The following is a 16,032-nucleotide window of genomic DNA, read 5'->3' on the forward strand; positions in this document are numbered from 1 at the left end:
CCCCCCACACCACCCAGAACATCCCGGGCCCCGTCGTCCCCCACATGTCGGCCTCGTACGCGCGGAAGTTCATCAGGCCGCCGGGGATGAGGACCACCGCCACGATCGAGGCCGGCACGATCGCGGTGGCCGGGTGGATCCGCTTGCCCTTCTTGAACCACACCCAGCGCGGCCACACTTCGCCCCACCGGCTGACCAGGCCGTGGGACAGCAGACTTCCCAGCGTGGAGGCGACCGCCAGCGCCAGTCCCATTTCCATCATGCCGGGCGTGTCCTGCATCTCCTTCAGGAATTCGTCCGTGATCCCGAGCGGCCAGCCGAAGTACCAGGCAAGGCGGGTGATGTCGTACGGGAGCGTCGAGATCACCGCCACGTACACCGCCCAGCGCCCCCACCGCAGCGCCGCCGCCGGTTCGGTCCACGCCGCCGCCGCCCGCTCGCCACGGCCGCACCGCACGCACTGCCTACCGCTGCGCCGCTGGTACGCCAGCGTCGCGGCGGCCCACAGCAGCCCGCCGATGAAGATGATGATCAGGTTGCCGCGGTGCCAGTACAGAACGTCGCCCAGGTCCTGCTCACCGGGCACGCCCGTGAAGACGAACACCAGCAGGACGGGCGAGAACGCGAGCAGGCCCAGCAGCGAGTAGTCGGGGATCAGGAAGGTCAGCACGCACGCCGTGACCCATCCGATCGTCAGCAGCGTCTTGCGGGACCGGCCGGCCCCCCAGTTCCGCAGCATCAGCACGCCGGCGACCACGCCGACGGCGCAGAACGCCGCGATCACCGGCGCGACCACCTCGGCCCGGCTGGGCTCCAGAATCGACACCGAGGAACGGTCGTCGATCGTACGCTCGAAGGGGTAGCCTTCGCCGCCGAGGGCCCAGTAGAGCGCGGCCACCCCGTAGAGCAGCGACCACAGCACCGCCAGGTACGTGGACCACTCCGGCCATCTGGCCCACCATTGACTGCGCGTCACGACGTGCGGGTGGATCTCCCGGATTCGCTCTTTGCCGGCCGAGTTCGCCATGGCGGTCTTCCTCTTCCTCACCGCACGCACGCGGCTTCTGTCGACGTCTGTCCAAGACTTCCGCCTATGGGCACCTCGCCACATCTGCCGATCGGGAGATTCGCCGGGCGGGCGGCGCGGATCACACGGCAGCGCATCACCACAGCAACGGAGCACAACGGCAGCGGCTCCCGGCTCGCCGCAGCGGACCGGGAGCCGCTGCCCCTGACTCAGCCCTCCAGCTCGCGGAGCTTCTCGCGCAGCGCCCTGGCGATCTCGGCCACGGGCCCGGGCTGCAGCAACTGCCGGTGCTCGCACTGGATCCGGGCCACCTCGACCCGGCCGGCGATGTACGGCGCGACCTGCTCGACCGTTTCGGCCACCCGGTCACCGGGCTCTTCCGACTCGGTGGCCGCGATCAGCAGCAGATCGCCGTCGAACACGGGGGGCACGTAACCAACGGTGAGAGACCAGTTGTTGTTGGTCACTTCACCGATCCGCAGGATCTGCGGCTCGTCGAACGTGGCGAGCGCGCTGCCCTCCTCCCGCAGCACCTTCATGACCTCGTCGTGGTCCAGCGGACCGTCGCCGAACATGCCCGGGTCCCGGCCGACGAAGTCGAGCAGCGCGGCAAGGACCTTCTGGTCGTCGGCGGCCACGAACCCGCCGCCGACCATCTCCTCGGTCATGGGCGGCTGGTCGAGGTTGACCAGCAGAGCGACCTTCTCCCCCTGCCGCTGGAGCTGGACAGCGATCTCCTGGGCGAGCAGTGCGCCCATCGACCAGCCCAGGAGGTGGTACGGACCCGAGGGCTGGACCTCGCGGATCCGGTCCAGATAGTCGGCCGCCATCTCCGGCAGTGTGGCCGGCAGCGGCTCCTCCTGCGCGAGCCCTCTGGCCTGGACGGCGTAGAGCGGGTAGTCGCGGTGCAGGTGGCGCATGAGTCCGGTGTACATCCAGCCCACACCACCGACCGGGTGCAGGCAGAACAGCGGGGGCCGCTCTCCCCCGGCCCGCAGCGGCAGCAGCACCTCGAAGCCACTGCCCTGCTCCTGGGCCCCGACACCGAGCAGCTCCCCGATACCGGCCACCGTGGGAGTCTGGAAGATGCTCTGGTTGGACAGCTCGACGCCGAAGACCGACCGGATCCGGCTCGTCAGCTGGATGGAGACGATGCTGTCACCGCCCAGCTCGAAGAAGCTGTCGTCGATGCCGACCTGCGCCACCTTCAGCACCTCGGCGAAGATCTGGCACAGCAGCTCCTCCTTCGGGCTGCGCGGTCCCCGGCCGCCGGTCTTCGCCCCGAACTCGGGCGCCGGCAGCGCTTTGCGGTCGACCTTTCCGTTGGTGTTGAGCGGCAGGGCGTCGAGCACCACGAAGGCCGCGGGCGCCATGTACTCGGGCAGGCTCGCCGTGACCGCCTTCTTGAGGACGGCCGTGTCCAGGGTCCCGGCTCCGGCCGTCGCCACCACATAGGCCACCAGCTGCCTGCTGCCGGGCTCGTCCTCCCGTACGACCACCACGGCCTGTGCGACATCCGGATGCGCGTCCAGCGCGGCCTCGATCTCGCCGAGCTCGATCCGCAGTCCGCGGATCTTCACCTGCTGGTCGGCCCGGCCCACGAATTCGATCTGTCCGGCCCTGTCCCAGCGGACCAGGTCGCCGGTCCGGTACATCCGGCCGCCGGCCGGGTCGTACGGGTCCGCGACGAACCGCTCGGACGTCAGCCCCGGCCGGCCGACGTAGCCGCGGGCCACTCCGGTGCCGACGAGGTAGAGCTCCCCGGCGACTCCGGGCAGCGCGGGCCGCAGCCGGTCGTCGAGCACGTACGCGCGCATGTTGTCGAGGGGCCTGCCGATCGGCACCGTCTGGCCGACACGGTGCGGCGAGCGCATGCCGTACCGGGTGGCGTACGTCGTGGTCTCGGTCGGCCCGTACACATGCGCCACCTCGGTCGTGGGGCAGGCGTCCAGAACCCGCTGGATCGCGGTCGGGGACACCTGCTCGCCACCGGTGAGGACCGTGCTCATGCCGCTGAAGCAGTCGGGGCCTTCTTCTGCCATCAGGTTGAAGAGTGCCGTGGTCAGGAACATGGCCGTCACGCCGTGGTCCGCGACGAGGTTCCTCAGGACCTGGTGGTCCAACTGGCCGGGGGGAGCGATCACCAGCCGGTTGCCGCCCAGCAGTCCGGCCCACAGTTCGTACGACAGGGCGTCGAACGCCTGGGGCGAATGGACCAGCAGCCTTTCGTGACCCGTCAGCCAGTGTTCGTCGCTCGCCATGGCCACCACGTCCCGGTGGGTGACGCCGATTCCCTTGGGCTGCCCGGTGGAGCCGGAGGTGTAGATGATCAGCGCCAGTTCGCCCGCGTACCGCCGGGCGCCCGCAACGGTGGCGTCCGCCAGCTGGATCGCCGGGTCGTCGACCACGACGGTCCTCGCGTCGTGGCGGAACTCCGTCGCCGAGGCGGCCCGGTCGGTCAGGAGCGTATGGCACTTGGTCTCCTCGACGATCAGCTCCAGCCGCGGCGCCGGATACCGGGAGTCCAGCGGCACATAGGCCGCACCCGTCTTCGCCACGGCCAGCAGGGAGACCACCAGGTCGACCGAACGCTCCTGGAGCACGGCCACCGGGGAGCCGGGCCCGACTCCGGTCGCCAGGAGGTGGTTCGCGAGGCGGTTGGCCCGGGCGTCGAGTTCGGCGTAGGTCAGTGTCGTGCCGTCGCCGGCCACCGCGGTGGCCTGCGGCGTCCTGGACACCTGGGCCTCGAACAGGTCGGCGATGGTGCCCTCGGGCACCTCGCGGGACGTGTCGTTGACGTCCGCCAGCAGCAGCTGCCGCTCCTGTGGCGACATCAGCTCGTAGCCGCTGATGGGCCGGTCGGGGTGACGAACCGCTTCCGTGAGCAGCCGCACCAGCCGGTCCGCGACGGCCCGCACCGTGACCTCGTCGAACAGGCCGCTGTTGTACTCGATGACGCCGCCGAGCCCGGTGATGGCACCGTCGGCGCCGCGCTCCTCCTCGAAGTTGAACGAGAGGTCGAACTTGGCGATGTCCGAGCCGAGCGGCTGGGGCGCCAGGGTCAGGTGCGGCAGCTCCAGCGTCGCCTCCTCGTTGTTCTGGTAGCTGATGGCGATCTGGAACAGCGGGTTGCGGTTCACCACCCGCACCGGGTTCAGCTCCTCGACCACCCGCTCGAAGGGGACCTCCTGGTTCGCGTACGCCGCCAGATTCCCGGCCCGGACGCGTCGCACCACCTCCGCCAGGCCCGGGTCTCCCGAGGTGTCGGTCCGCAGCACGAGCGTGTTGACGAAGAAGCCCACGAGCTCGTCGAGTGCCTCGTCGGTACGCCCGGCCACCACCGACCCCAGCGGGATGTCCGTCCCCGCGCCGAGCCTGGTCAGCAGGGCGGAGACCGCCGCCTGCACCACCATGAAGACACTGGCGTCGGTCGTGCGGGCGAAGTTGGCGATGCCCTGGACGTGTTCGGCGGACAGGTGCAGCGGGACTTCCCCGCCGCGGTTGCCCGACTCCGCGGAGCGCGGCCGGTCGTACGGCAGGTTCAGCTCCTCCGGCAGGTCCGCGAGAGTCGTCCGCCAGTAGTCCAGCTGCCGGGAGACGGCGCTGTCCGGGTCCTCCTCGTCGCCCAGGGCCGCACGCTGCCAGAGCGTGTAGTCGGCGTACTGCACCGGCAGCGGGGCGAACTCCGGGGCCCGTCCCGCGATCCGGGCCTCGTAGGCGGCGCCCAGGTCCCGCGCGAGCGGGGCCATCGAGGAGCCGTCACCCGCGATGTGGTGAAGCACCAGCAGCAGTACGTGCTCGCGCCGGGCGAGCTGCCACAGGTGGCCGCGCAGCGGCAGACCGGCCGACAGGTCGAAGTCCTGGGCGGCAGCGGCCGCCAGGGCCTCGTCCAGTCCGTCCGCACCCACCTCGCCCAGGATCAGCGACGGAGCCACTTCCCCGGGTGCGAGGATGTGCTGACGGGGCACTCCGTCGGAGGCCGGGAAGACGGTGCGCAGGCTCTCGTGCCGGGTCACGACGTCCGCCAGCGCGGACCTGAGCGCCCCGGTGTCCAGTTCGCCCAGCAGCCTGACCGACAGCAGGATGTTGTAGTGACCGTTGCCGCCGCCCGTCCGGTCCATGAACCACAGCCGGCGCTGCGCGTAGGACAACGGGATCTCCTCCGGCCGCTCGGTGGGCCGCAGCGCCGGGCGGGCGGTTTCGGCCCCCTCCAGGCGCTCGGCCAGGGCCGCGACGGTCGGCGCCTCGAAGACGGCGCGCACCGGCAGCTCCACACCGAAGGCGGTACGGACCCGGTTGACCAGGCGGGTGGCGAGCAGTGAGTGTCCGCCGAGGTCGAAGAAGCTGTGGTCGATGCCGACCGCGGGCAGACCGAGCACTTCACCGAAGAGCGCGCTGAGCGTCTCCTCCCGGTCGTCGCGCGGGGCCCGGCCGTCGGCCGCACCGGGGAACTCGGGTTCCGGCAGGGCCCGGTGGTCGATCTTTCCGGGTCCTGTCAGCGGGATCTCGGCCAGCTCCACCACCACGGCCGGGACCATGTACTCGGGCAACTCCGCCGCGACATGGTCGCGCACGGCCGGGCCGTCGAAGGCGGACGCCGCGGCCGGCACCACGTAGGCGACGAGCCTGCGGCCGGCGTTCGCGCTGTGGCGGGCCTGTACCACGACCTGCTCGACGTCGTCGCGGGCGGCGATGACGGCCTCGATCTCGCCGAGTTCGACGCGGTAGCCACGGATCTTCACCTGGCCGTCGGTCCGGCCGACGTACTCGAGCTCGCCGTCGGCGGTCCAGCGTACGACGTCGCCCGTGCGGTAGAAGCGCCCACCGGGCGGCCCGAAGGGACTCGCGACGAACCTCTCGGACGTCAGCGCGGCCCGGTCCAGATAGCCGCGGGCGAGCCCGGCGCCCGCGATGTACAGCTCGCCGGGCACCCCGGCCGGGACCGGCCGCAGGTGTGCGTCCAGTACGTACACCTGCCGGTTCCACAGCGGACGGCCGATGGGAGGCTGCACCGCGCCCGACAGCGGGCGGCTCATGGTGGCGCACACCATGGTCTCGGTCGGTCCGTACGCATTGATCATCCGGCGGCCCACGGACCACTGGGCGATCTGGTCCGGCGGGCACGGCTCGCCACCTGTCACCAGGGTCCGCAGCGTAGGCAGGGCGTCGGGTGGCAGCGTCGCCAGCGTGCCCACCGCCAGCTGGAGATGGGTTGCGGCGTTCTGCTGGATCAGTGCCGTCAGCTCGTCACCGACGGGCTGGATGTTGCCCTCCGGCAGGACGAGTGCCGCCCCGCTCAGCAGCGTCATCGAGAAGTCCGCCACCGAGACGTCGAAGTTCGGAGCGATGAGCTGGAGAATCCGCGAGTCAGCGTCGATGGCCAGATTCTCGGCGTGCGCGGCCGCCATGCTCGCGAAGCCGGCGTGCGGGACGAGGACGCCCTTGGGGCGGCCGGTGGTGCCCGACGTGTAGATGGCGTACGCGGCGTGGGCGGGGTCCAGCGGACGTATCCGGTCCGTGTCGCGGGGATCGGTGGCCGCCGCGTCCGCCAGCGCCGCCAGGGTCCGCGCGGAGTCCACCACCAGCGGCTCGGCCGCACCGGCGGGCACGGACGGAACGGTGCTGCCCCCGGTGACCAGCACCAGGGCGGGACGCGCGTCCTCGATGAGGAAGGCGAGGCGTTCAGCCGGGTTTCCCGGGTCCACCGGCACGTAGACCGCGCCCGCCTTGAGGACGCCGAGGGTCATCGCGAGCCATTCCGGGGAACGGGGCACGGCGACGGCCACCCGGTCCTCCGGGCCGACACCGTGCCCGATCAGTACATGTGCCCAGCGGTTGGCGCGCTCGTTGAGTTCGGCGTAGGTCAGTTCCCGGCCGCCCGCGATCACCGCGGTGCGCTGCGGCTGCCGGGCCACGACGGCCTCGAACAGCGCGGGGAACGTCTCGCTCGCGACCTCGTGTTCGGTCCGGTTCCACTCCACCAGCACCCGGTGGCGCTCCTCGGCGGAGAGTGCGTCGATGCCGCCGATCCGCTGCTCGGGGTCGGCCGCGAAGGAGGACAGGATCCGCACCAGCCGGGCTCCGAACTCCCGCGCGTCGGCCTCGGTGAACAGGTCGGGCCGGTAGGTGACGTTCAGGCCCAGCGAGCGTGCGTTGTCCGTCGTGGACAGGCCCAGCGCGAAGTGGGTCGCCTCCTCCAGCTGGGCGTCGACGACGCCGAGGCCCTGGGACGACTCCTGGAGTCCGTCCGCGTCCACCGGGAAGTTCTCAAAAACGGTGGCGGTGTCGAAGAGTTCACCGAAGCCGGCCACCCGCTGGATGTCGGCAAGGCCCAGGTACTTGTGCGGGAGCAGGTCGAGCTGCTGTTCCTGGAGCCGGTTCAGCAGAGTCAGCAGGCTGTCACCCTGCTCGATCCGGACCCGTACGGGCAGCGTGTTGATGAACAGCCCCACCATGGACTCCACGCCGGGCAGTTCGGCCGGCCGGCCGCTCACGGTCTCGCCGAACAGGACGTCGTCCCGGCCGGTGAGCCCGCTCAGCAGCAGCCCCCATGCGCCTTGCACCACGGTGTTCCTGGTCAGCCCGTGCCGGCGGGCCTGGGCGGCGAGGGCGGCGGTGGTCTCCTCCGAGAGCCGCACCTCACAGGCGGCGGACCGCACAGGTGCCCGGTCCGTACCCGTCCGCGCGATCAGCGTCGGCTCGTCCACTCCGTCCAGAACCGACCGCCAGGCTTCCTCGGCCGCCTCGCGGTCCTGTCCGGCGAGCCAGCCGAGATAGTCGCGGTACGGCACCACCGGGGGCATACCGGATGCGTCCCCCCGGCGCCCGTACAGCTCGAAGAGCTCGCCCATCACCAGCGGGGCGGACCAGCCGTCGAGCAGGATGTGGTGGTGGGTGAAGAGCAGGCGGTGCTCGTCCTCGCCCAGCCGGATCAGTGTGAAGCGCAGCAGGGGCGGCCGGGTGACGTCGAACCGCCGGGCGACGTCGTCGGCGGTCAGCCGGTCCAGCGCGGCCTCCCGCTCCTGCGCCCCGAGCCCGCTCAGGTCCACCTCGGTCCAGGGAAGCTGCAGCTCGCGCGGAATGACCTGGAGCGACTGACCCGAGGCGCCGGGGCGGAAGCCCGCACGCAGGATGTCGTGACGGCCGAGCACCGCGCGTACGGCGTCCCTGAGCACTGCCGGGTCGAGTTCGCCCCGCAGGTCGAGGGCCGTCTGCAGGTTGTACACGTCGGTACCGCCCTCGTCGTACAGGGCGTGGAACAGCAGTCCTTCCTGCAGGGGTGCGAGCGGCAGTACGTCCAGGAGTCCGGGGTGTGCGGCCTCCAGCGTCTCGATCTCGTCCTGCGTGACCGTCACCAGAGGAAGGTCCGAGGGGCTCAGAACGGCGTCCGGCACTCCCTCGACGTGGGCGACGAGCGATTCGAGGGCCTTGAACCACGCCTGGGAGAGCTCGCGGATCTCCTCCTCGGGGAACAGCTCCTTCGGCCAGGTCCACGACACGGCGAGCCAGTGGCCGTCCGCATGCGTAACGGTACGGGCGTTGATGTCCAGCAGATGCGGAAGCGCCATAGCCGCTTCGGCGGCGCCCGCCAGGTCCTGTACGACGGGACGTGCTGGGTCGTCCGACTGTGCGGCGGCGCCCAGCCTGCCCAGGTAGTTGAAGCCGATCTGCGGCTCCGGGTACCTGGCCAGCACCCGGGCGGTCTGCGGGTTGAGATGCCGCAGCAGCCCGTAGCCGATGCCGTTGTCGGGGATGGCGCGCAGTTGTTCCTTGATCCGCTTGAGGGCCGCGCCGACGGCGGGACCACCGCCGAACAGCTCGGTGGCGGGCAGCTCCCCGGGGTCGAGACGCACCGGGTACTTGCTGGTGAACCAGCCGACCGTACGGGACAGGTCGACGCCGTCGATGATCTCCTCGCGGCCGTGGCCCTCCAGGTCGATGAGGACGGAGGAGCTGTCACCGCGGCCGTGGCGCCGGCGCCAGTCGCCGACGGCGATGGCGAGCGCGGTGAGCAGCACGTCGTTGATGCCCGCCTTGAAGGCGGCCGGGACGCGGCCGAGCAGAGGCTCCGTCACCGCCGGCGGAAGGCTGACGCTGAGCACCGACGCCGTACCGACCGTGTCGCGGGCCGCGTCCAGCGGGCGGGTGGTGAGCTGCGGGTCCGGGGAGGAGAGCGTCTCGTTCCACAGCGACAGCTCCTGGAGCCTCCCGGCTTCGGTGGCTGCCGAGTTCAGGTGCTGGGCCCAGCGGCGGAAGGAGGTGCCGACCGGCTCCAGTTCGATGGGGTGGCCGTCGAGCAGCGCCCGGAAGGCGGCTTCGAAGTCCGGTATGAGGATGCGCCAGGACACCCCGTCCACCACCAGGTGGTGGGCAGCGACCGTCAACTGGCCGGGCACGTCCGGCCCCATGTCGAACCAGATGAACCGGAGCATCTCGCCGGAGTCGGGGTCGAGCAGCGCCTGCTCCTCCGCCGTCGCCCGGGCTCCGACCTCGTCGAGGTCGGCCTCGGACGCCCCGGCCCGTACGAGCACGTCCAGGTCGACGCGGCGCAGGCAGTCCTCCGCCCGGACGGTGCCGGGCGGGGACGTCTCCAGCGACCAGGCGATGTCTCCGCCGATCCGGGTCAGGGTCATACGGAGCGCGTCATGGTGGTCGAGGACGGCTTGGACGGCCTTCGCCACCAGCTCCTCGGTCAGGCCCGCGGGAGCGGGCAGTGACATGGTCTGGTTGAACTGGTTCATGGAGCCGCCCAGTTCACGCAGCCAGTCGATGATCGGTGTCACCGGAACGTCCCCGACGCCGTCGGTCGCCACGACCGCCGGCCGGGCCTCCGGTTCCTCCGCTGCCTCCACCGCTGCCACGAGGGCCTCCACTGTCTTGTACGCGAACACGTCGCGTGGGCTGAACTTGAGTCCGGCCTTACGGGCACGGGTGACCAGCTGGATGGTGAGGATGCTGTCGCCGCCGAGCGCGAAGAAGCTGTCGTCGATGCCGACCCGCTCCACGCCGAGCAGCTCGGCGAACAGACCGGCGAGGGATTCCTCGGCCGCGGTGCGCGGGGTGCGTGAGGCGGCGTCCGCGCCGAACTCGGGGGCGGGCAGGGCCTTGCGGTCCACCTTCCCGTTCGGGGTCAGCGGCAGCTGCTCCAGCACCACGAAAGCCGACGGCACCATGTAGCCGGGCAGTGCGTCGCCGACATGTCCGCGCAGCACGGCCGGGTCCGCCGAGCGTCCGTCGGCCCGTGTCACGTGGGCGACCAGGCGCTTGTCGCCGGGGCGGTCCTCCCGGACGGTCACCACGGCACGGCCGACGTCGGCGTGAGCGTTCAGGACCTCCTCGATCTCGCCGAGTTCGATCCGGAAGCCGCGCAGTTTCACCTGGAAGTCGGTACGGCCGAGGTAGTCCAGCCGCCCGTCCCCGGTCCAGCGCACCAGGTCGCCCGTACGGTACATGCGGGAACCGGCCGGACCGTACGGGTCGGCCACGAACCGCTCCGACGAAAGGGCGGGGCGGTTGTGGTAGCCACGGGCCAGGCCCGCGCCGGCGATGTACAGCTCGCCGGCCACCCCGGGCAGGACCGGGCGCAGGGCCGCGTCGAGTACGTGGACCCGGGTGTTGGTGAGCGGCCCGCCGATGGTGACAGGGGCGACGCCGTCGATCTCGGTGCCCGTGGAGTAGACCGTCGTCTCGGTCGGTCCGTACAGGTTCGTCAGGGTGCCCCCCAGCGCGCACAGCCGCTGGGCGAGGTCGGCCGGGAGGGCCTCACCCGCCGTTACCTTGCGCAGGCCGCGCAGCGCTTCGGGTACGGCGCTCTCCAGCGCGTGCCACAGGCTCGGCGGGGCCTCCATCACGGTCGTACCGGTCCTGCTGATCAGACCGGCCAGCTCCTCGGGGTCCTTCACCGTCTCCGGCCCGGCGAGCACCACCGCCGCGCCGTTGAGCAGCGGAAGGTAGAGCTCCATGACGGCGATGTCGAAGCCGACGGTGGCCACCGCGGCCAGCCGGTCCGCGGAGGTGAGCCGCAGGCGTGCCTGGACCGCCTCCAGCAGGTTGACCATCGCGCCACCGGGCACCACGACGCCCTTCGGCCGCCCGGTGGAGCCCGAGGTGTAGATGACGTACGCCGCCTGCGACGGCAGCCTCACCCGTCCCGGATCGGTGTCCGGGTACGCGGCCAAGTCCGCACCGGCCATCTCCTCCTCGGTCAGCGTCAGTACCGGTGCGGCGTCCTGGAGCACGTAGGCGATCCGGTCCGCCGGGAGCGTGGGGTCGACGGGCACATAGGCCGCCCCCGTCTTGAGTACGGCGAGCAGCGCCACTACCAGGTCGGCCGAGCGCGGCAGGTTCACGGCCACGAACTGCTCGGGCCCCGCACCGCGCTCGCGCAGCCAGTGCGACATCCGGTTCGCGCGGGCGTTGAGCTCGGCGTACGACAGCTCCTCGTCCTCGCAGATGAGGGCGGTGGCCTCCGGCGTCCGGGCCACCTGGGCCTCGAACAGCTCCGTCACCGACTTGTCCGAGCCGTCGGCCGCGGTGTCGTTCCACTCGACGAGAAGACGCTGCCGCTCGGGGCCGGAGAGCAGGTCGAGCCCGGCCACGGGCCGGCCGGCGTCGGCCGCGAAGGCCCTCAGTACGCTCAGGAAGCGCTCGGCGGTCGTGCGAACCTCGCTCAGATCCAGCAGATCCGGGCGGTACGACCAGTCCACGGTCATCCGGTCCCCCCGCTGGGTCGCCAGCAGGGCCAGTGGATAGTGGACGGAGTCCCGGACCTCGGCGTCGACCACGCCGAGCTCCTGGGCGGACTGCCGCAGCGGCTCGGTCTCCACCGGATAGTTCTCGAAGACCACGAGGGTGTCGAACAGTTCACCGGTCCCGGCCAGGCGCTGCACATCGGCGAGCCCCAGGTACTGGTGCGCCATCAACTGCGTCTGCTGGGCCTGGAGTCGCTGGAACAGCCCGGCCAGCGAGAGGCTGTGGTCGATGTCGAGCCTGACCGGCAGTGTGTTGATGAACAGCCCGATCATGTTCTCCACGTCGCCGAGCTCCGGCGGGCGGCCGGAGACGGTGGCGCCGAACACGACGTCGTCGCGGCCGGTCAGCGCGGAAAGTGTCAGACCCCACGCACCCTGCACCAGAGTGTTGACCGTCAGGCCGTGCTGCCGGGCCGCGGCGATCAGGGCGTCCGACAGCTCTTCCGGGACCTCCGCGGTCCAGCGCTCGGGGACGGCCGGCACGCTGCCGCCGGCCGCCGGCGCGATGAGCGTCACCTCGTCGATGCCGTCCAGCGCCTGGCGCCAGGCTTCTTCGGAGGTCTTCCGGTCCTGGGCGGCCAGCCAGCCGAGATAACTCTTGTACGGCGTGACGGGCGGCAGCGCGCGGTGATCGTCCCCGCGCCGGTACAGCCCGTACAGCTCGAAGAGCTCGCGGACGAGCAGCGGCATCGACCAGCCGTCGACGGCGATGTGGTGGACGGTGAGGATGAAGCGGTGACGGTCGGCGCCCAGACGGATCAGTGTGCAGCGGATCAGTGGCGGCTCGGTCAGACTGAACCGCGTGGCCCGGTCATCGGCGAGCAGCGTGCGCAGCCGGGCGGCCGCGGCGTCCTCGTCCAGCCCGGTGAGGTCCGCCTCGGACCACGGGAGTTCGGCCTCGCGCGGCACGACTTGCAGAGACCGGCCGGCCTCGCCCTCGACGAAGAACGCGCGCAGGTTGTCGTGGCGGGCCAGCAGGGCCCGTGCGGCCGAGCGCAGCGCGGATGCCTCGACGCTGCCCTTGAGTTCAAGTACCGCCTGGATCGTGTAGACGTCCGACGCCGCCTCGTCGAACAGCCCGTGGAAGTGCAGACCTTCCTGGAGCGGTGAGAGCGGCAGGATGTCGGCCAGCCCGCCCGGCGCGGACTCGAGCCGGTCGATCTCCTCCTGTGTGACCGTCACCAGGGGAAGGTCGGAGGGGGTGAGACCGCCGGCGTCCGGGCTCGCGGCGTGGCGGGCCAGGGCCTCCAGGGCCTGGAACCACAGGTCGGCGATCTTCCGGACCTCCTCCTCGGAGAGCAGTTCGCCGGACCAGGTCCACGACGCGACGAGACGCGGTCCTTCCGGGTACTCCACGGCCGCCGCGTTGAGTTCCAGGGTGTACGCGAGCGGCATCGCCGCGTCTCCGGCGCCCGTGAGGTCGCGTACGCGCGCGGTGTCCCCGGCGGCTTCCCCGGCGTCCGCGGTCCCCATCCGGCCGAGGTAGTTGAAACCGATCTGCGGCTCCGGGTAACCCGCGAGCTCCGGTCCCGTACGCGGGTTCAGATGACGCAGCATCCCATAGCCGATCCCCTTGTCCGGGATCGCCCGCAGCTGCTCCTTGACTGCCTTGAACGCCGTACCCAGCGCCGGACCACCGGCCCACAGTTCGGCCTGGGACCCCGCGCCCGGATCCACGGCGACCGGGTACAGGCTCGTGAACCAGCCGACCGTACGCGTCAGATCGAGGCCGTCCGCGAACTCCTCACGGCCGTGGCCCTCCAGGCCCACCAGCACGGCGGAACCCTCGCCACGGCCGGCTTCCTGCCGCCAGCGTGCGACCGCCAGGGCCAGAGCGGTCAGCATCGCCTCGTCCGGACCGGCGTTGAACCGCGCCGGCACCCGGCCCAGCAGCGCCTCCGTCACCTCGGCCGGCAGCGACATCGTCAACTGACGCCCCACGCCCACCACATCACGGGCGGGATCGGACCGACGCTCCGCCAGGACCGGATCCGGCGTCCGGAGCACCTCATGCCAGAGCTCCAGCTCCCCGGCCCGGCTCTCGGACAGCGCCTCCTGCGCCAGCGCCTGCGACCACCGCCGCAGCGATGTCCCCACCGGCTCCAGCCGCACCTGCTCACCGGCCAGCAGCGCGGTGAGGGCGGCCTCGAGATCCGGCAGCAGGACGCGCCAGGACACTCCGTCGACCGCCAGGTGGTGGACCACCAGGGCGAGCCGGCCCTCCGCCTCGGGTCCGGAGTCGAACCAGACCGCCTGGACCATCCGCCCCTCCCGGGGGGCGAGTCGTTCCATCGCCGCACGTATCCGGGCCGCGTCCTCGTCCGTTCCCTCGACCCTGCGGACGCAGTCCTCGGCCCGTACGGCGCCCCTGCCTGCGATCTCCAGCTCCCAGCCGCCCTGCGGGCCGCTGTTGAGCCGCATGCGCAGCGCGTCGTGGTGGTCGAGCAGAGCCTGTACCGCCGCCCGCACCTTCGTCTCGTCCAGCCCCGCGGGGACCGGCACCGTCATGGTTTGGTTGAAGGCGTCGACGGGACCGCCCTGGCTCTGCTGCCAGTGCATGATCGGTGTGAGCGCCACCGGGCCCACCCCGTCGTCCGGGACCACCGGAGCCTGCGGCGCGGCGCCGGAGAGAGCGGCGAGCCGGGCGACAGTCCGGTGCTCGAAGATTTCCCGCAGGGTCAGCGCGACGCCTTCCTTCCGGGCCCGGTGTGCCAGCTGGATCGAGCTGATGCTGTCGCCGCCGCGCTCGAAGAAACTCTCGTGGATCGCGACCGAGTCGACCCCGAGCACCTCGGCGAACAGCCGGCACAGCAGCGCCTCGCGCTCGTCACGAGGCTCGCCGGTCCCCGCCGGGGACACTGGGGCCGCCGTGGCCGTCGTGGCCGGGGCGCCGTCGGCGCTCCGGGGCGTCACCAGGCGCTCGCGGTCCTCGGCCGTGAACAGCGGTACGGCGGCCGCGGCCTGCCCCGGGTCGGCGGCGAAGGCCGCCAGGAGCAGCAGGAGGCGGTCCAGGATTTCACGTCCGGCACCCTTGGCGAAGAGGTCGGGCCGGTGGTCCAGGCGGACCGTCATCCGGTCGCCACGGACGGTTCCCTCAAGGTTGAGGGCGTAATGCGTGGCGTCCACGGTCGTGGCCGCGACCGCCCCGATGCCCTCGGCGGACGTCTGCAGGGCGTCGGTGTCGATCGGGTAGTTCGCGAAGATGGTGATGGCGTCGAACAGCGGCCCACCGCCCATGAGCTGCTGGATCTCGGCCAGCCCCAGGTGCTTGTGGGCGATCAGTTCCGCCTGCTGGTCCTGGAGCCGGCGCACGTGGTCGCCGAGCGACAGCGCGCGGTCGATCCGCAGCCGTACCGGCAGGGTGTTGATGAACAGGCCGACCATCTGCTCGACGCCGGTCAGCTCCGGCGGGCGTCCTGAGACGGTCTCGCCGAAGACGACGTCGTCGCGTCCGGTCAGCCCGCCGAGCACCATGCCCCAGGCCGTCTGGATCACGCTGTTGAGCGTCAGCCCCAGGGAGCGGGCCCGCTCGACCAGTGCGGCCGACAGTTCGGGGGAGACCTCTTCGATCAGTGTGTCGGGCAGTGCCGAGCCGGTGGCGGAACGGGACCCGGCGATCAGGGTCGGCCCGTCGGTCCCTTCCAGCGCCTGCTTCCAGGCCCGTTCGGCCTCGTCGCGATCCTGTCCCGCGAGCCAGCCGAGGTAGTCCTTGTACGGGATGACCGGCGGCAGCTTCGATGTGTCACCGCCGTTGTTGTACAGGGCCATCAGCTCGCCGAGCACCAACGGCATGGACCAGCCGTCGAGCAGGATGTGGTGGGCGGTGAAGACGAAACGGTATTCCTGCTCCGCGAGCCGGATCAGCGAGAACCTCAGCGGGGGGCGGGACAGGTCGAACCTGCGGGTACGGTCCTCCTCCAGCAACCGCCGCAGCTCCGCCTCTCTTTCGTCGCCCGACAGGTGGCTGATGTCGGTCTGCGACCAGTCGGGATCCGCCTCACGCAGGATGGCCTGGACCGGCTCTCCCGATTTGCGGTTGCGGAAAGAGGCCCGCAGATTCTCGTGGCGGCCCATGACACCGGCCACCGCGTTCCTCAGCCCGGGCACGTCCAGTGCGCGTCGCAGGTCGAGCGCCATCTGGATGACGTACACGTCCGCGCCCTGCTCCTCGTACAGGGCGTGGAAGAGCATGCCCTTCTGAAGCGGCGACAGCGGCCAGATATCGACGAATCCAGGCTTTGTCACTTTGCTGTT

2 protein-coding genes are annotated in these 16,032 nt (G+C 71.3%); both read right to left on the reverse strand.

The annotated features are described in order from the left end of the window. Positions 1-1,027: NYN domain-containing protein (locus GKQ77_RS02950; protein ID WP_258020765.1), on the reverse strand; the 1,027-nt coding region annotated here is incomplete at its 3' end. A gap of 209 nt (positions 1,028-1,236) precedes the next feature. Then, a complete protein-coding gene (locus tag GKQ77_RS02955; RefSeq protein ID WP_308117530.1) occupies positions 1,237-16,023 on the reverse strand; it encodes a non-ribosomal peptide synthetase in 14,787 nt (4,928 codons plus the stop codon). Positions 16,024-16,032 lie beyond the last annotated feature (9 nt).

This window comes from Streptomyces anatolicus, assembly GCF_019400875.1.
Lineage (GTDB): Bacteria > Actinomycetota > Actinomycetes > Streptomycetales > Streptomycetaceae > Streptomyces > Streptomyces anatolicus.